The organism is Amycolatopsis sp. NPDC104819 (assembly GCF_055583145.1).
The window spans coordinates 142,683-159,350 of sequence record NZ_JBVJON010000018.1 but is presented as its reverse complement, the minus strand read 5'-3'; the positions used below and the strand labels follow the sequence as shown (position 1 = coordinate 159,350).

14 protein-coding genes and 1 pseudogene are annotated in these 16,668 nt (G+C 73.0%); 11 read left to right on the top strand and 4 right to left on the bottom strand.

Annotation, left to right across the window (positions count from 1 at the left end; genetic code table 11):
- Positions 1 to 150: 150 nt before the first annotated feature.
- The 4 genes and pseudogenes from cydB to ACZ63E_RS41015 all read left to right on the top strand — a co-directional run bounded on the left by cydB (position 151) and on the right by ACZ63E_RS41015 (position 6,118).
- On the top strand, positions 151 to 1,158 hold the full coding sequence (gene cydB, locus ACZ63E_RS41030; protein WP_465341715.1) for a cytochrome d ubiquinol oxidase subunit II: 1,008 nt from the start codon (positions 151 to 153) through the stop codon (positions 1,156 to 1,158).
- Positions 1,155 to 4,376, top strand: coding sequence for a thiol reductant ABC exporter subunit CydD (gene cydD / locus ACZ63E_RS41025; RefSeq protein WP_465341714.1), 3,222 nt, complete (start codon positions 1,155 to 1,157; stop codon positions 4,374 to 4,376). The genes cydB and cydD overlap by 4 nt, the downstream gene beginning before the upstream one ends.
- 59 nt (positions 4,377 to 4,435) lie before the next feature.
- A pseudogene (locus ACZ63E_RS41020) lies at positions 4,436 to 4,633 on the top strand (GAF domain-containing sensor histidine kinase); the annotation flags it as partial.
- Between the two features lie 411 nt (positions 4,634 to 5,044).
- Positions 5,045 to 6,118 carry a GAF domain-containing sensor histidine kinase gene (locus tag ACZ63E_RS41015; RefSeq protein WP_465341742.1) on the top strand — a complete coding sequence of 358 codons (1,074 nt, stop codon included), beginning with the start codon at positions 5,045 to 5,047 and terminating at the stop codon, positions 6,116 to 6,118.
- Between the two features lie 199 nt (positions 6,119 to 6,317).
- Here the strand turns inward: ACZ63E_RS41015 and ACZ63E_RS41010 are convergent, their stop codons facing one another.
- Positions 6,318 to 6,944, bottom strand: coding sequence for a response regulator (locus ACZ63E_RS41010; protein WP_465306161.1), 627 nt, complete (start codon positions 6,942 to 6,944; stop codon positions 6,318 to 6,320).
- Positions 6,945 to 7,204: 260 nt separating this feature from the next.
- Here ACZ63E_RS41010 and ACZ63E_RS41005 point away from each other — a divergent pair, with 260 nt between their 5' ends.
- The gene (locus tag ACZ63E_RS41005; protein WP_465341713.1) at positions 7,205 to 7,681 is read left to right on the top strand and encodes an excalibur calcium-binding domain-containing protein; all 477 of its coding nucleotides are present in this window, start codon (positions 7,205 to 7,207) and stop codon (positions 7,679 to 7,681) included.
- On the top strand, positions 7,678 to 8,301 hold the full coding sequence (locus ACZ63E_RS41000) for a class F sortase (protein ID WP_465341712.1): 624 nt from the start codon (positions 7,678 to 7,680) through the stop codon (positions 8,299 to 8,301). The genes ACZ63E_RS41005 and ACZ63E_RS41000 overlap by 4 nt, the downstream gene beginning before the upstream one ends.
- Here the strand turns inward: ACZ63E_RS41000 and ACZ63E_RS40995 are convergent.
- Together ACZ63E_RS40995 and ACZ63E_RS40990 are read right to left on the bottom strand one after the other, a co-directional pair.
- Entirely contained in the window at positions 8,271 to 10,550 is a 2,280-nt protein-coding gene (locus ACZ63E_RS40995) for a helicase-associated domain-containing protein (protein WP_465341711.1), read from the bottom strand. The genes ACZ63E_RS41000 and ACZ63E_RS40995 overlap by 31 nt on opposite strands.
- 14 nt (positions 10,551 to 10,564) lie before the next feature.
- A complete protein-coding gene (locus tag ACZ63E_RS40990; protein WP_465341710.1) occupies positions 10,565 to 11,350 on the bottom strand; it encodes a thermonuclease family protein in 786 nt (261 codons plus the stop codon).
- A gap of 192 nt (positions 11,351 to 11,542) precedes the next feature.
- On the opposite strand from ACZ63E_RS40990, the gene ACZ63E_RS40985 reads away from it, so the two are divergent.
- The 3 genes from ACZ63E_RS40985 to ACZ63E_RS40975 are packed head-to-tail and all read left to right on the top strand — an operon-like array spanning position 11,543 to position 13,781.
- Positions 11,543 to 12,958, top strand: coding sequence for a 3'-5' exonuclease (locus ACZ63E_RS40985; protein WP_465341709.1), 1,416 nt, complete (start codon positions 11,543 to 11,545; stop codon positions 12,956 to 12,958).
- Entirely contained in the window at positions 12,946 to 13,497 is a 552-nt protein-coding gene (locus tag ACZ63E_RS40980) for an AAA family ATPase (RefSeq protein ID WP_465341708.1), read from the top strand. Before ACZ63E_RS40985 ends, ACZ63E_RS40980 begins: the two co-directional genes overlap by 13 nt.
- 23 nt (positions 13,498 to 13,520) lie before the next feature.
- Positions 13,521 to 13,781 carry a DUF3024 domain-containing protein gene (locus ACZ63E_RS40975; protein WP_465341707.1) on the top strand — a complete coding sequence of 87 codons (261 nt, stop codon included), beginning with the start codon at positions 13,521 to 13,523 and terminating at the stop codon, positions 13,779 to 13,781.
- Between the two features lies 1 nt (position 13,782).
- Here the strand turns inward: ACZ63E_RS40975 and ACZ63E_RS40970 are convergent, their stop codons facing one another.
- The gene (locus ACZ63E_RS40970; protein ID WP_465341706.1) at positions 13,783 to 14,100 is read right to left on the bottom strand and encodes a nucleotide pyrophosphohydrolase; all 318 of its coding nucleotides are present in this window, start codon (positions 14,098 to 14,100) and stop codon (positions 13,783 to 13,785) included.
- A 133-nt stretch (positions 14,101 to 14,233) separates the two neighbouring features.
- Between ACZ63E_RS40970 and ACZ63E_RS40965 the strand changes: the two genes are divergently transcribed.
- Entirely contained in the window at positions 14,234 to 15,154 is a 921-nt protein-coding gene (locus ACZ63E_RS40965) for a nitrate- and nitrite sensing domain-containing protein (protein WP_465341705.1), read from the top strand.
- Between the two features lie 88 nt (positions 15,155 to 15,242).
- Complete coding sequence (locus ACZ63E_RS40960; RefSeq protein WP_465341704.1) at positions 15,243 to 16,568, top strand: hypothetical protein; 1,326 nt, start codon at positions 15,243 to 15,245, stop codon at positions 16,566 to 16,568.
- The last annotated feature ends 100 nt before the right edge of the window (positions 16,569 to 16,668 follow it).

Genomic DNA, 16,668 nt, shown 5'->3' with positions numbered 1-16,668 from the left:
CATCCCCAGACCAGCCCCCACCCTTCCCGGGGGGCGTCCCCGAACCCAGCGTATCGGCCTGGTCACTCTCGCGGGTTACCCACAGCAAATCTGTGGACAACTCGCCCGGATGTGGATAACTCACGGCCACCCTGCGAAAGGCGGGTTCCGATGACCCTCGCCACGGTCTGGTTCGTCGTCATCGCCTTCTTCTGGCTGGGCTACCTCTTCCTCGAAGGCTTCGACTTCGGCGTCGGCATGCTGCTGCCGATCCTCGGGCGCGACAACACCGAACGCCGCGTCATGGTCAACACCATCGGGCCCGTCTGGGACGGCAACGAGGTCTGGCTCATCGTCGCCGGCGGTGCTATGTTCGCGGCCTTCCCCGCCTGGTACGCGAGCCTCTTTTCGGCCGCCTACCTGCCGCTTCTCGTCCTGCTGCTCGCCCTCATCGGCCGCGGGGTCGCCTTCGAATACCGCGGCAAGGTCGACTCCGACCGCTGGCGCCGCACCTGGGACCGCGTGATCATGGCCGGCTCGTGGATCCCGCCGCTCGCCGTCGGGCTCATCCTCGCGACCACCGTTCTCGGCCTGCCGCTCGACGCCGAAGGCAACCGCGTCGGCTCCGCGTTCGCCGCCTTCCGGTGGGACACCCTGCTCGGCGCGGTCGCCGTCACCGCCTTCTCGCTCACCCACGGCGCCGCGTTCCTCGCCCTCAAAACCAGCGGTGAACTGCGGGAACGCGCCCGCGGCCTGGCGCTGAAACTGCTGCCGGCGGCGATGGTGCCGATCGTCGCGTTCCTGTCGGTCGTCCAGTGGCGTGCGGGTAATCTGTGGACACTGCTCGCGTTTGGGATCAGTGCTCTCGCGGCGGTCATCGCCTGGCTGCGGCTGCGGGCCGACCGTGACGGGCAGGCCTTTGCCGCGCTCGGTGTTGTCATCGCCGGGGCCGCGGTGCTGATGTTCGGCGCGCTCTTCCCGAACGTCCTGCCCTCGACGCTCGACGCCGCCAACACGCTCACGATCGAAGGCGCCGCGTCGAGCCCGTACACGCTGACCGTGATGACCTGGGTCGCCGTCTTCGGCGCGCCGGCCGTGCTGGTCTACCAGGGCTGGACGTACTGGGTGTTCCGCAAGCGCATCGGCACTCAGCACATCCCGGCGGTCCACGCGCCATGACCGAACTTCCCGGCCGCGCTCCTCTTCCCGCCTCGGAGTCCACAACGGACTCGGTGCGGCCGGGAAAGGGCCCGCTCGGCGCATTGCCGGCCCTCGTGCCGGCCGTGCGCCGAGCGCTGGCCCTGGTGGGGTTCCTCGCCTTCCTCAACGCCGCCGCGCTGGTCGCCCAGGCGTTCCTGCTCGCCGACGTCCTCGCGGCGATCGTCGGAGCAGGCTCCGGGGGACGCACCGCCCAGCTGGCCGCGCTGCTCGCGCTCGTCGCGACGCGCGCGCTGACCGGCTGGGCGGTGCGCACGGTCTCCGCCCGCGCGGCCGCGACGGCGCAACGCGAACTCCGCGCGAAAGCCGTCGACCACGCGCTCCGCCTCGGCCCCGAGTGGATCGCCCAGCGCGGCCACGGCGAGCTGACCGCGCTCACCACCCGCGGCCTCGACGCGCTCGACGCCTACTTCCGCGAATACCTCCCCGCCCTGGTGACGGCGGCCGTCGTGCCGCTCGGCGCCGGCGCGGCGATCCTGTTCGCCGACTGGCCGTCCGGAGTGATCGTGGTGCTGACGGTGCCGCTGCTCCCGATGTTCGCGATCCTCGTCGGCAAGTACACGGCCGGACGCGTCGCGGACGCGACCGACGCGGCCCACCGCATGTCCGGCCGGCTGCTGGAGCTCGTCCGGGTGCTCCCGGTGCTGACCGCGTTCCGCCGCGCCGCCGCGCAGGCCGAAACCGTCCGCGGGCTGTCCGAACGCCACCGCCGCGCGACGCTCAAGACGTTGAAGGTCGCGTTCTCCTCGGCGTTCGTGCTCGAACTGATCGCGACGCTGTCGGTCGCGCTCGTCGCCGTGGTGATCGGCGTCCGGCTCGTCGGCGGCCACCTGCCGCTGGCCATCGGGCTGGGCGTGCTGATCCTCGCGCCGGAGTGCTACCAGCCGCTGCGCGCGGTGGGCGCGGCGTTCCACGCCAGCGAGGACGGCGTCGAAGCGGTCCGGCGCGTCGCCGACCTGCTGGCCGTGCCGGCGCCCGCGTCCGGCACCGCGGTTCCTTCGCGCGGCGAGCTGCGAGTGACTTCGCTGCGTGTCGCCCGACGCGGCGGTTTCGCGCCGGACGGCGAGACGTTCGCGGTCCGGCCCGGCGAGACGGTCTGGCTCCGCGCGCCGAGCGGCGGCGGCAAGTCGACCACGCTCTCGGCCCTGCTCGGCTTTGTCCCGGCGCACGATGGTGCCATCACGGTCGGCTCGACCAACCTCGCCGACGCCGACCTCGCGCGCTGGCGCGAACAAGTCGCGTGGGTGCCGCAGTCGCCGGTGTTCACCGGCGGCACGGCCCGCGAAGAAGCCGGGTCGGACGCGGTGCTCGCCGAACTCGGCCTGGCCGGGCTCGCGGATCGGCCGGTGGCGAAGCTTTCGCTGGGACAACGTCAACGCGTCGCCGTCGCTCGCGCGTTGCACCGGGTGCGCGACGGCGCCTGGCTGTTGCTGCTCGACGAGCCCACAGCACACCTCGACGAAGCGAGCGCGCGCCTGGTGCTCGACGCGGTGCAGCGCGCCGTCGACAACGGTGCCGCGGCGGTCATCGCAGCCCACGAACGCACGGCTGCGGTCGATATGTCGACTTCCGACGCGGTTGTCGCTGAGGTGTCCACAGAGGACGCTTCGAGTGCGCCGCTGAGGTGGCGCGCGCTCCTCGACGGACGGCTTTTCGGCGGCGCTGTGCTGGGTGCGGTGGCGTTGCTGGCCGGGGTGGCGCTGACCGCGACGTCGGGCTGGCTCATCGCCAAGGCGTCGCAGCAGCCGCCGATCCTGACCCTGACGGTCGCCGTGGTCGGCGTGCGCGCGTTCGGGCTCGGCCGCGCCGGGCTCAGGTATGTCGAACGGCTGGTCACGCACGACGCCGCGTTCCGCATCGCCGGCCGGCTGCGGGTGCGGTTGTGGAATTCGCTGGTGCGGCTCGGGCCCGCGCGGAGCCTGCGCGCGGGGGAGGGGCAGCGCCGGCTGGTCGCCGACGTCGACACCGTGCGCGACCTGCTGCCGCGCGTCGTGTCGCCGCCGCTGGTGGTCGCGCTGGTCGCGGCCGGGGCGATCGCCGTCCAGACGTGGGTGCTGCCCGCGGCGGGGCTGACCCTCGCGGGGGCGGTGGCGCTGGGGTTATGCGCGCCGTGGGTCGCTTTGCGCGCCGAACGCCGGGCGACGTCGGTGCTGGCGACTGGCCGTCGCGAAGTGGCGTCGAGGGTTCTGGTGCTGTTCGAGGCGGCGGCCGAGCTGCTCGCCTTCGGCACGGCTCGGGAGCACCGCCGCGCGCTGACGGAGGCCGACACCCGGCTGGTGACCCAGGCGCGTCGCCAGGCGTTCGGTGTGGGCGCGGCGGAAGCGCTGGTGACACTGGTCTGCGGCGCGGCGATGGTCGTGAGCACGGCGTTGGCTGCCCAGGCGGTCTCGAGCGGACGGCTCGACCCGGTCCTGGCGCCCGTGCTGGCGTTGGTGCCGCTGGCGGTGGCGGAGGTGCTGGCGCTGCTCCCGCCGGTGGCGCAGCACTGGGACACCTTGCGACGCGTTCGTCAGCGGCTGGCCGACACACCGGCGTCCGGTGCGATCGAGGCCGAGCACGGTGCCGGGGTGGTCCTGCGGGGAGCGGATCTCGGCTGGCCGGACGGTCCGACGGTGTTGCGCAAGGTTGATCTCGACCTGGCGCCGGGGACGTATGCCGCGGTGGTGGGTCCGAGCGGCGCGGGCAAGTCGACGCTCGTCGCGGCGTTGCTCGGGTTTCTGGCACCTCGGCGCGGCGCGGTTGTCGTGCCGGAGGGGGTGGCGTGGGCGCCGCAGGAGCCGATGCTCGCCGCCACGACGGTCGCCGAGAACCTCCGGCTCGCGCGCCCGACCGCGTCCGAAGCCGAGCTGCGGCAGGCGTTGCGCCAGGCCGCACTCGACAACCTCGACCCGGCGACGCTGCTGGGCAGCGGCGGCAGTGGCTTGTCCGGCGGGCAGGCCCAGCGGGTCGCGCTGGCGCGGGCACTGCTCGGGGCGCCGTCGGCGGGGCTCGTGCTGCTCGACGAGCCCACCGCACACCTCGACGAGCCGACGGCGCGGGTGGTGCGCGAGCAGCTGCGGGAGGCGCTGGCGGGCCGGACGGTCGTGCACGTGACGCACCGAGCCGACGAAGCGGACAACGCGGACGTGGTGCTCGAGGTCCGCGACGGCCGGGTGGTGGCGCGGGTGCCGGTGCCGTGATCGATTCCCGCCGTGTGCTTGCCGGGCCGCCCGCCCGCCGCGCGATAATGACGGAACTCATGGATCCGACGCTTGCCGCGCGGGCGCTGTCCGCCGCCACCGAGATCACGAGCACCGCCCTGTCCGGCGACGACCCGGGCGCGGTGCTGGACACGGTCGTAGCCAGGGCGGCCGAGCTCGCGGACGCGGACCTGGGCTTGGCAATGGTGAGCGCCGACGACGGCCGGGTGGTGGTCGAGGCCGCGTATTACGCCACGCCGCATCCGTCCGCGGAGACCCGGCCGGCCGAGGCCTTGGCGGCGCAGCCGGGCATCGAACCGGCCGCACCGAGCGGCGAGCCGGCCGCGAACAGTGGGGCGACTGCGGCCAGCTCGGCAACCGGCGGCGCGAGTGCGACCGCGGCCACCAAGTCGGGCGCAAGCGCCGAATCTGCCGCAGGCGGCCCGACGCGCGGCGAGGCGAGTGCCGCCGCGACCGCGAGCTCGGTCACCAAGTCGGGCGCAAGCGCCGAATCCGCAGTGGGCAGCGAGGCAACCGGGGACGCGAGTGCCGCCGCGACCGCGAGCTCGGTCACCAAGCCGGGCGCAAGCGCCGAATCCGCGGCGGGCAGCGAGGCAACCGGGGACGCGAGTGCGGCCGCGACCGCTAGCTCGGCCGTCAAGTCGGGCGTGAGCACTGGGTCAGCCGCAGGCAATGCGGCCGCCAAGCTGGGCGCCAACCCTGGATCGACCGCGGCCGGCCCAGCACCCGGCCACGCGAGTTCGCCTCCCGGGCCGCAACCCGCCCAGCCGGGCGTTGCCGCCGGGGAGTCTCTCCGTGGCCTCTCCCTCCCCGCCGACTCCGCCGCCGGCCGGGTTGCTCGGGGTGGGGAACCCGTGGCCAGTGCCGACTTCACCGTCGACCCTCGGACCGCGCCCTTCGTCCCCGCCGAACTCCACGGCTACGGCCCCTTCGCCGCCGCGCCTTTCGGTTCGGGGGGTCGGGTTCTCGGGGCGCTGACCGTCTACCGGAAGCAAGGCCGTGAGCCCTTCTCCGCCGGGACCGTCGAGATGCTTGTCGCCTTTGCCGCTCAGGCCGGGGTTGTCCTGGCTCTTGCCGAAGGCGCCAATGCTCGTCACCGCGTCGCTCTCTACGAAGAGCGTGAACGCATTGCCCGCGAGCTCCACGACGTCATCGTGCAGCGGCTCTACGGCGCCGGGATGCAGCTGGACCGGGTTCGGCGCAACATGCGCAAGCGATTCGCCCAGGCCGATGGCGCGCGGCTGTCCGACGCGATCGACCAGCTGGACCAGACCATCGAGGAGATCCGGGGCACCGTGCGCGCGCTGCGGTCGCCGGAGCCTCGCCACGACACCGGCACGCCCACCGACCTCGCCGAGTCGGCGCGCGGCGAGGTCCGGATCGCCGGTGAGCTTCTCGGTTACCCACCGACCTTGGAACTGTCCGGCGAATTCGCCGACGTCCCCGCGGAACGGGCCGACCACATCCGGGCCGCTCTGCGCGAAGCACTGTCCAATGTGGTCAGACACTCCGGGGCCAGCGAAACCCGCGTGACACTGACCAGGGACTCCGGCGGCGTGAAACTCCGTGTCCGCGACAACGGTTCCGGTGTCCCCCAAGGCGTCGCCACCCGTGGCCTGCGTCATCTCGCCGAACGCGCGGACGCCGCGGGCGGGAAGTTCTTCCTGAACTCCTCGCCCAGTCTCGGCACGCTCGTCGCGTTCGACCTGCCTCTCGACTGACTCGGCCTCACCCTTCTCGGGTCATCCAAGCCTCCCTTCCTCGCCCTCGGGAAGGATCTTACCGAATTGTCGAACATATATTCGACTCACGTTCGAGTGAATCTAGCCTCGGTTTACCGGTGATCGAGATGGCGGTCCGTGACGACGGCTGAAAAGGACGCAGCGAACGGCGGCTTGCGGACGTGATCGTCGCGCGGAGTCACTTCTCCCGGCGCGCGATCCACGCGGCGGCCTGCGTGCGGCGCTGCATGCCGAGCTTCGCCAGCACCGACGTGACGTAGTTCTTGACCGTCTTCTCGGCGAGGAACAGCCGCTCGGCGATCTCGCGGTTCGACAGGCCCTGGCCGATCAGCTCCAGCACGTCGCGCTCGCGCTCGGTCAGCGTCGCCAGCTCGTCCGTCGGCGGGTGCCGCATCTTGTCCAGCACCCGCGCGGTGCTCACCGGGTCGAGCAGCGACCGGCCGGCCGCGACCTCGCGGACCGCGTTCACGACGTCCTGCCCGCGCACCTGTTTCAGCAGGTAACCCGCGGCGCCGGCCATGATCGCGCCGACCATCGCCTCCTCGTCGTCGAACGCGGTGAGCATCAGGCAGGCCGGCGGGTTCGGCTTGGACCGCAGCTCACGGCAGAGCGTGACGCCGTCGCCGTCGCCGAGGCGGACGTCCACCACCGCGACCTCCGGCTCGACGTGCATCGCCACCGCGAGCGCCTCTTCGACGCTGCTGGCTTCGGCGACGACCTCGATGTCCGGCTCGTCGCCGAGAAGGTCGCGAAGTCCGCGGCGGACCACCTCGTGGTCGTCGACGAGCAGCACCTGGATCGGCATACCCCGAGGTTACGGGGTAGTACCCCAACGTGTGACCGCGGACCCGTAACATTCTCACCGGTACGTATTTCCGGCGCTGATTCCGCAGGTCAACGGCCACTGGGGAAGAATCACGAAACGGCCCGTTTTTCGTTGGGCGCTGGCATTTCCGAAATTCCGGAATAGTCCGTAACAGCCTTGACGGCGTCACGATAGTAACCACGCAATCGCGGCACCAACCGCCGCGTTCATCCCCGATTCTTCCCTCGAAAGGACTTCCGGTGTCCTTGTTTCGTCGCGCCCTGACGACGGCTGCCGCCGTTGCCGGGCTCGCTCTCCTCGGCCCCGTCCCCTTCGCCTCCGCCGCCCCGGCCGGGGACAAGAACTGCTCGGACTTCACCTACCAGGAAGAGGCTCAGGCCGTCCTCGACGCAACGCCGGGCGACCCCAACCACCTGGACGACGACAAAGACGGAATCGCCTGCGAGAAGCTCCCGCACCGCGGCCAGCAGAGCACGACCGCGACCTCCGAAAAGCCGTCGACGACCACGAAGACCCACACGGTCCCGAAGTCGACCGCCACCAAGAAGCCCGCCACCACCGGCGGCCAGGTCAAGGTCAAGCCGGTCGGCGGCGTCGCCACCGGTGGCGGTGAGCCCGACGAAGGCGCGCCCACCTTCCTCGTGCTCAGCGGCACCCTGCTCGCCGCGGCGGCGTCCGGCGGGATGGTGCTCTACCTGCGCCGGCGGCCGAGTTGAGGCATCCGCGCCTGTGGCCCGCGGTCACGGCGGTCGCCGCCGCGCTCGGCGCGGTCGTGGTCGTCGCCCTCATCTTCGCGTTCTCGGCGCCGGCAGCGCGCCTGCCGGAGCCCGTACCGGTCACTGGCCCACCGTCGGCCGTCGCGACGCAAACCGGGCTGCCGGCTGCGAAACCCGCGTCCCTGACCATCCCGGCCATCGGCGTCGCGGCCCAGGGCATCAAGGACCTCGGCCTGACCCCGCAAGGGGAGCTCGAAGTCCCCGGTGACGCCAAGACGGTCGGCTGGTTCACCGGCGCGCCGTCGCCCGGCGAGGTCGGGCCGGCGGTGCTGGCCGCGCACGTCGACTACAAACACGTGCCCGGCGCCTTCTCCCGGCTGAAGGAGCTGCACGACGGCGAAGAGGTCCGCGTCGGCCGAGCGGACGGCCGGATGACGGTCTTCACCGTCTACCGCGTCGACCGCTACGCGAAGGCCGGTTTCCCGACGGAGCAGGTGTACGGCGACACGGCCGACCCCGAGCTGCGGCTCATCACCTGCGGCGGGGAGTTCGACCGGTCGAGCGGCAACTACCTCGACAACGTCGTGGTCTACGCGCGGCTCACCGCCGTCGAAGCCTGAGTGAGGTCGATCCGCGCCACCGCCAGCCGGCGGTACGCGCGGTCGCCGAGCGACCAGACGTCCAGGACGTCGCCGTCGAGCTCCGGGTGCGCGATCACCAGCCGCGTCGCTTCGCCGCCGTCCGCACGGTAGCCGACTTCCGCCGGGAGCCCGGCTTCGAGCTGCCGGCACAGCTGCTGCTGGGCGGGGGTGAGCCGGCCCGCGTACCGGTCGCTCAACACCCGCGCGAGCTGCCCGCGCAGCAGGCCCGGGCCGATCGCCGGGGCCGCCAGCAGCCGGTCGGCGTGGTCGAGGGGATCGGGCGGCCCGTCGCCGGGCTCGGCGTCGCGGACGACGACCTCGGGCTCGGCCTGCTCCCGCGCGGGGAGCACGATGCTGCCGTCGGCCGCGTGCCGCGTCGGCGCGTAACCGGCTTCGCGCAACGCCTCGAGCGTGCCGGATGCGTCCACAGTGGACGTCAGCACGGTCGGCGCCACCGCGCGCAAACCGAGTTTGCCGAGCTTGCGGTGCGCAGCCAGCTCGGCGAGCACCGCGGGTTCGCCGACCACGACACTCGCGACGTCGAGGACCTGCGCCTCACCGTGCCGCCGCGCGACGTCGTTGACCAGGTACACCAGCGGCTGCGGCAGCTCGCCGGTGGCGATCGCGGCCAGCTCGTCGAGCAGCTCGGCGGCCGTCGCGCCCTGGTCGAACGCGCGCCGGACGGTCGACGGCGCGAACCGCCAGCTGGTCGCGGCGCCCTGGGCCTCGCGGTCGGCGACGCGGTCCAGCAGCGCCGCGAGCCGCGCGTCGGGGGAGCCGGGGACGATCGCGGTCAGGTCGGTGCCGAACAACGCCGTCGTCCGCGCGCGGGCCACCAGCTCGTCGGTGACCTCGACGAACCGCTCTTCCGAGAGCAGGGCGCGGCCGGCCGCGGTGACGGCGCCGTGTGCGACGACCCCGAGGAGCTCGGCGTCGGCCACGGCGTCTTCGATGTGCCCGGCGAAGTCTTCGGTCGGCAGCATCGGCGCGTGCCACCGGGCGAGCCGGGTGAGCTCGCCGACGTCGGTGATCGCGCCGCCCGGTTCGAGCCGCGCCAGCAGCCGCACGACGGCGCGGCGCACCAGCGTCATGACGTCGGTCTCGTACGTGGGCAGCTCCCACCAGGTGCTCAGCAGCAGCCGGTAGAGCAACGCGGGCGCGGGCCGGGCGAGGCCGGGGTTCGGCGCGAGCGTGGGGGGCGGCGCCTTCTGGCCGCGACGCGGGGGCGGCGGCTCGTCGGCTACCAGCAGCCCGGCCTGCGCGGCGAGGTCGACGGCCAGTTCGATCTCGCCCGGCGTGCCGCCGGTGTCCTTGGCGAGCTTCTTGACCAGCCGGGTCCCGATCGTGCCGTCCTTGAGCAGCGGCAACGGCTCCGCGGCGGCCAGGTCGAGGATCGCCGAGACGCGGTCGAGCAACCGCAGCGCGGCGGCCGACGAGAGGGCTTCGACCGCGTCGGCGCCGCTTTGCGTGACGGGACACTGCGGCTCGTCGGGCGTGAAGGGCAGCTGGTGGTCCGGGCCACGCAGCGCCAGCGCCACCTCGAGCGGCATCGCCGTGCTGCCGTAGTAGGTGCCGAAGAGGAAGCCGTGGTCGAACGCCCAGGTCCCGGTGCCGTCGAACGGCGTCATCCCCTCGACCTCGGGGACGCCGCCGGCCATGTCCCGCAACAGTTTCCGCGTCGCCTCCGGCGCCGTGGCGAACAGCTCGCGGACGCGGTCGCCGTCGCGGAAGAACCGGAGGAGCTCCGCGCGGCCGTCCGGCAGGCCGAGGGCCCGCGACAGCTGCCCGATCCGGGCCCGGCCGAGCTCCTCGAGCAGGTCGGCCAGCGGCGGGCCGAGCCCTTCGGCCTGGAAGCTGGTGCGCTGCAGCAGATCCGGCAGGACGACGTCGCCTGAGTCGTCGACCCACACCAGCGCCCGCTCGGCTAGATCGTCCACAAAGGACTCGACGGTGCCGGGACCGGCGCCGAGCAACCGGGCGGCGCCGGCGACGGACGCCGGCCCGATCGCGTGGCAGACCTGGAAGGCGCGCAGGACCTGGATGTGCGGCAGCGGCAACCCGAGCAGGGCTTCGTCCACGGACTCGGGCTCGGCCAGCCGCGCCGCGACGACGTCGAGCCGGCGCGGCCACGGGTCCTGGAGCACGTCCGGCCGGTGGGCCAGCACTTTCGCCAGCCCGGCCCGGTCGAGGCCCGCGAGCCTGCCGAGCAGTTCGTCGGCGGTGGTCATCCGTCCAGGCTAGATCACGTCTCGCAGGCCACGCCGTCACCGTCGCGGTCGAGCGCGGGCCGGTAGCCGGGCTCACCGCGGTGCAGCGGCGCGGCGCCGGCGGCCTTCGCGGCGGTGCAGTTCTTGTAGTACGCGGCGGAGGTGTCGGGCTCCGGCGCGGGCTCAGTGGTCTCGACGATGACGGGCGGGGGCTTCGGGGCCGCCTTCGTGGCCGGGGCCGCCGGAGTCGGTGCGGGCGCCGGGGCCGAAGTCGGCGCGGGGGCGTTGATGGTCCCGTTGCACGGCGGGCCCCAGAGTCCGCTGACCGCTTGCTTCGCGACGTTTTCGGCGGCTTCGAGCGCGGGCGAAGCAGCGGTCGTGGCGTACTTGAGATAACCCTTTTGCAGCGCGAGAGCCGCGTAATCCTGGCCGTCGGCGAGGGTCACCGTGATGCCCTGCGCCGTTTCCGCGCCGAGCGTCACGGCTTTGCCGGAAAGGGTCGTGAGGGCCCAGCTCTGCGATTCCGTCCAGTAGCACCCGGAGCCGGCCGGTGCCGTGAGACCGAGGACGTGCACTGTTCTGGTGGTGCCGTCGCTGCCGTTCACGACGACGGTCGCGCCGTCGGTCACGGTCGCGACCGTGTAGGTCACGACCACCGGGGTCGGCGTGGCGGACGTGCTGGTCGGCGGCGGTGTCGAGGACGCAGGCGCGGCCGCCGCCACCGGCTTCGGCTCCGGCGCCTCACCGAAAACAGCGCCGAGCACGAACAGGACGGCGAAGGCCGCCAAGACGATCTTCAGCCAGCTGGGAAAGCGTTTCATCCCGGGATTCCTCGTTCCTCGACAGACGTGCCGACGGTGTACTCGCGAAATCCACCACCGTTGTTACGCGGCCGCCGGTGATGGACCACCAGTTGTTATCCGGCGGATTGTCACCGTCACGATCACGTCACGAACAACCGTTCCCCGCCGAAAAGGTGTCACAAGGAACCGGTCGCGAACGACCAGCGGGGCGTGATCGAATCCCTCCCGCTGCTCGGCGCCGGCGGCCACCCCGCGCGAGGCGTCGACTTCACCGCACTGGACATCCGGACGACCGGGCTGCGGCCCGGGCACGTCGTCGAGCTGGCCGCGGTGCGGGTCCGGCCCGACGGCGTGGTCGCCGGCGAGCTGTCGACGCTCGTGGACCCCGGGCCCGGCGTCTCGCCCGGGCCGGCCGTCGTGCACGGCCTCACGCGTGAAGATCTCGACGGCGCGCCGTCGTTCGGCGCCGCGCTGAGCGCTCTGCTGAACTTCTGCCGCGGCAGTGTGGTCGTGGCGCACGACCTGCGGTTCGTCACGGCGTTCCTGGACCGGGAAGTCGCGCGGATCGGCGCGCGGGTGCCGGTGCTGCCGGGGGTCAGCACCGTGGACGCCGCGCGGACCGCCGTCCGGCTGCCCAACTACCGGCTCGCGACGGTGGCGCACGCCTTCGGTGTCGCGGCCCGGCCCGAGCGGCCGGCGCTGTCCGGCGCGCGAACCGTCGCGCAGCTGGTCGTGAGCCTCTTCGGCCGCCACGGCTTCACGTTCGCGGCCGCGCCGGTGCTCCCGGCGCTGCCGCAGTTCGCCGTCGGCCCGTTGCGGCCGCGGGCGGACACGCCCGTCGCCGAGCCGAGCTGGATGGCCGAGGCCGTCGAGCGGGTGGTGGCCGGTCCGGACGCGGACGCGTACCTCGACCTGCTCGCCGGAGTGGTCGCCGACCAGCACGTTTCCGCGGACGAGGTGGCGGCGCTGGCCACGCTGGCGACCGAGGCGGGCTGGCCGGACGACCGCGTGCGTGCGACGCACGAGCGGTTCGCCGGCGCCCTGCGCGAGATCGCGGAACGGGACGGCGTGGTGACCGCCGCGGAGGCGCGCGAGCTGCGTCAGGTGGCGACCGCGCTCGGCGTCACCGGTGTCGACGTGCGGCCCACCGACGGCGGGAAACCGACACGGGTGCTGGTGCTCGGCACCAGCGTCGCGGCCGACCGGCTGCGGGCGCGGGTGCTCGCCGAGGGCGTCCAGCTGGCGAAGAAGCTGACCGGGAGCGTCACGCACCTGGTGGCCGACCCGACCGTGCCGCCCAACGAGCCCCGGCTGGCCCGGGCCGCCGAGCTGGGCGCGACGGTGCTGGACGTCCACACCGCACCGGTCGCGCTCGGCTTCGAGCCGCCACCCGCCGGCGCCGGCGCCGGCTCGTTCGGCGCGGGTCCTCGGCGGGCGGGTGCTCATGGGTGTCGGGCTCGTGCTGATGTTCTTCATCGTGATCGCGATGTTCGCCGGGTCGCCGGTGGTCGCGGGGATCTTCCTGAGCGTCTTCGGCGTCGGCGCCCTGCTCGGCGGCTGGTGGATCGCCGAGCCCGCGCCGCGGTGAGCGGAGTTTCGGTACCGTCGGCCCGGTGCCACGACTGATCCACCTGAACGGCCCGTCCGGGATCGGGAAGTCGACGATCGCGCGGGCCTACGCCGAGCGGCATCCCGGCGTGCTCAACCTCGACACCGACCGGGTCGTCTGCCTCATCGGCGGCTGGCAGGAGACCTTCTTCGAGACCTTCAAGGCCGCGCAGCTGCTCACGCTCGCCATGGCCGAGACGCACCTGCGCACCGGCCACGACGTCGTGATGCCGCAGCTCGCCACCCGCGTTGTCGACATCGAGGCGTTCGAAGCCGCGGCCGCGGGATGCGGGGCCGAGTACCGGGAAATCCTGCTGACCGCGGCCAAGCCGGTCGCGCTCGGGCGGTTCGCCGCGCGGGCCGCGGCCGGGGACGAGGTGACCAAAGGCGTCGACGACGTCGTCCGAGGCCGCGGCGGCACCGCCATCGTCGAGCGGATCCACGACCAGCTCACCGCCTACCTGCCGCAGCGGCCGCGGTGTGCCGTCGTGCCCACCGACGGGCTCGCGCCCGAGGCCACCTACGCCGCCGTGCTCGCCCACCTGCGGGCGGGCTGAGGCTTTCCGGTTCACTGGTCGGTATGGCGGCGATCCCCGAATTCGCGATGCGGCAGATCGAGCGGTGGTGTGCCCAGCGCGGTTCCGTCGGGTGCCGCGTGCTGGAGCGCGCCGTGGTCATCGTCGAATCGGCGGGCGGCGCCGGGGAGCGGGAAATCGCGCGGTTGTCGCTCGACGAGTTCGGGATCTGGTCGATGCTGCGGCCCGACGGCGCCGGCGGGTGGCTCGCCGACCCGGACGCGCCCGTCGCGAGCACTCCGCCGCCGTTGCTGGCGCAGCTCTGACTCAGGACGGCGGCGGGAAGCGGACCTCGTTGCGGTCGATCTTCGCGTGCGCCGCCTCCGCCAGGTCGACGCCGAGGCGGTCGGCCAGCTGGAGCAGGTACAGCGTGACGTCCGCGATCTCGTCGAGCACGTTCGCCTCCAGCGCCGGGTCCGTGCGCCACGCGTCCGATTCCTCCGGCGTCAGCCACTGGAACAGCGAGGTCAGCTCGCCGACCTCGCCGGACAGGGCCATCACGAGGTTCTTCGGGGTGTGGAACGGCTCCCAGGCTCGGGCGGCCGCGAAGCCGCGGAGGCGCTGGGTCACGTCGTCGAAGGTCACGGGCCGATTGTCCCCGGCGGTCACGGACCGCTAACGGCCGTATGGCGGACTGCCGTTGACCGGTGAATCTCTCACTCAATAGGTTGACGTCCGTCGGGATGACAGCGGGGCCCAGGGCACGGGAAGGACCGTCTTGAAGTACCTGCGATCCGTCCGCGGACGCATGCTGTGCATCGCGCTCATCCCCGGCGGTGGGCTGGTCGTCGTGGCCCTGGTGATCGCGTTCTTCCTGGTGCAGCAAGCGGTTCGGACCAGCGACCTGGCCATGGAGACGGCGGGCGCCGCGGACCGGACGGCCCGCGCCGTCGTCGTGTTGCAGGCCCAGCGCAGTGACGCGATGGCCGCGCCCGACCACCGGACCGGGGCGTACGCGAATTTCACCCAGCGGATCGACGGCGCGATCGCCGGGCTGCGCGACTACGCGCGCCGCGCGCCGAACGCGGAATCCGGCTACCAGCAGACAACCGCCGTCGAGCTGCTTTCCGCCGCCGAAGGGCTGGATCGCTCCGATTCCCTCGCTCTGGCGGGGATCGACGGGGTGACGCGGCGGCCGTTCGCCGCGGCCGTGGCCGCCTACCGCGCGGACCTCGCCCGCGTCGCGCCGCAGCTGACCGAGAGCGGCCGAATGGCGTACGAGGCGCTCACCCGCAGCGCCGACTGGAGCAGGCTGGCCGCCGCCGAGGACGCGTTCGCCACCGACGAACCGCTGCCCGTGCCCGAGTCCACCTGGCGCAGCGCCGCCTCCAGCGTCTCCGACCAGCTCGGGCGGCTGTACTCGCAGCAGAGCCAGTACGCCGTGCAGCTCACCCTCGACGACGGCCGCCGCACGCTGGCCGGCGCGCTCGCCGCGGGCACCGCGCTGCTGTTGTTCGCCGTGCTCCTGCTGGTCGTCGTGCGGCGGCTGGTCGCGCGGGTGCCGGTGCCGGTCGTCCCGATCATGGTGCCGACGGTCCACCCGGCCATCCCGCGACCCCGCCACGCTCGGTCACGACGGCCGCGTACCCCCGAGCCGTGGCCGCTGAAAGCCGTGCTCGACGACTTGCGGCGGTTCTGAGCCCATGACGGAGAGTCATGAACTACTCCGAAAAGAGCACGCGGTTGGCCCACCCGCCACGCCGTCGCGGTCGGGCAGACTGGTCCGCGTGAGTCCCCCCTCGGATCTTCGCCCCTACCTGCGCACTTTGGACGCGGAGACGCTGGCGGACCTGCTGCACGCCCACGCCGAGCGTGACCCTGAGCTACGGCATTCGCTCGAACTGCGCGCGGCCACCCAATCCGGTGACGTCAGCGAGGCGCACCGGCTGCTGGACACCGCGGTGACCGACGGGAACGTCGAGTACACCGCGAAGATCGGCGCCGTGCTCGACACGCTGCAGCGGCTGCTCGACGCCGGCAGCCCCGCCGACCTGGCCCCGCTCGCCCGTCGCACGGTCGACGACGTCAGCGAGGTGCTCGAGCAGTCCGGCGACCACACCGGCGACCTCGGCGACCGGCTCGAACGCGCCGTGGAGCTGTACGCCCGCGCGTGCGCCGCCCGGCCGCCGGACCCGGAGAAGCTCGCCGACTGGATCCTCGAGGTGGAGTTCGACGGCCCCGGCCGGCCGGTCATCGACCTCGCCGAGTTCGCGACGGCGCTGGGCGAGCCCGGGCTCCACCGGATCAAGTCCACTGTGGACGACGTGCTCACCGCGAGCGGGTCCGGGCACCGGCGTGACGTGGCCGAACGGCTGCGCGAGCAGCTGGCCGAGGTGCTCGGCGACGTCGACGAGCTGGTCGCGATCCTCTCGGCGAAACCACCGCGGCGCGACGTCAGCCTGAAGATCGTCCGGGTGCTGCGCGCCGCGGGCCGCCACAGCGAGGCCATCGCGCACGCCGCCCGCGCGCTCACCCACGACAAGAACCCGAAGCCCCCGGAACCCGACGACGAAACCTCCCGCCGTCGCAAGGACTTCGACGCGCACCCGGACCGCGAGACGTTCGCCGCGTTGCGCGAAGCCGCGACCGGCGACGGGAAGTGGACGACGCAGCGCCGGGCCGCGCTCGCCCGCCTGCGCGAGCTGGCCGCCGAGGGCGCCGCGCACGCCGACGAGCTGGCTCGCGTCCTGCTCGACGACGGCCGTCCCGACGAAGCGTGGCGCGCCTGCGTGCGGTTCGGGGCGTCGCCGGAGCTGAAGCTCGAACTGGCCGAACAGCGCGCCGCCGAGCACCCGGCCGAGACGATCCCGGTCTTCCGCGAGCACGTCGAGGAGCTCATCGAGCGCAAGGACCCGCAGGCCTACCAGGAAGCCGCGCGCCGGCTGAAGCTGTTGCGCACCTTGCACAAGCGGGCGGAAAGCCCGGAGGAGTTCACCGCCTACCTCGCCGGGCTGGTGGAAACCCACCGCCGGAAAACCCGGCTGATCACGGAAATCCGCGTCGCCCGAATCGCCATGCCGAAACCCGTAACCCCCGCCCGCGCACCTCGTTGACCGAGGTGAGCCGGTGTGCACGTGCACCGCTCATCGAGATCCCGCCAAGGCGGTCTTCCGCTCTGGCCAGCTACGTCGCGGTGGCCCTGTTCCGCCGTCC

Excerpts from the sequence above, each read along its gene's own strand:
- cydB (WP_465341715.1), top strand. The coding sequence starts at position 151 with ATGACCCTCGCCACGGTCTGGTTCGTCGTCATCGCCTTCTTCTGGCTG.
- cydD (WP_465341714.1), top strand. The coding sequence starts at position 1,155 with ATGACCGAACTTCCCGGCCGCGCTCCTCTTCCCGCCTCGGAGTCCACA.
- ACZ63E_RS41010 (WP_465306161.1), bottom strand. The coding sequence starts at position 6,944 with ATGCCGATCCAGGTGCTGCTCGTCGACGACCACGAGGTGGTCCGCCGC.
- ACZ63E_RS40995 (WP_465341711.1), bottom strand. The coding sequence starts at position 10,550 with ATGACCACCGCCGACGAACTGCTCGGCAGGCTCGCGGGCCTCGACCGG.
- ACZ63E_RS40990 (WP_465341710.1), bottom strand. The coding sequence starts at position 11,350 with ATGAAACGCTTTCCCAGCTGGCTGAAGATCGTCTTGGCGGCCTTCGCC.
- ACZ63E_RS40975 (WP_465341707.1), top strand. The coding sequence starts at position 13,521 with ATGGCGGCGATCCCCGAATTCGCGATGCGGCAGATCGAGCGGTGGTGT.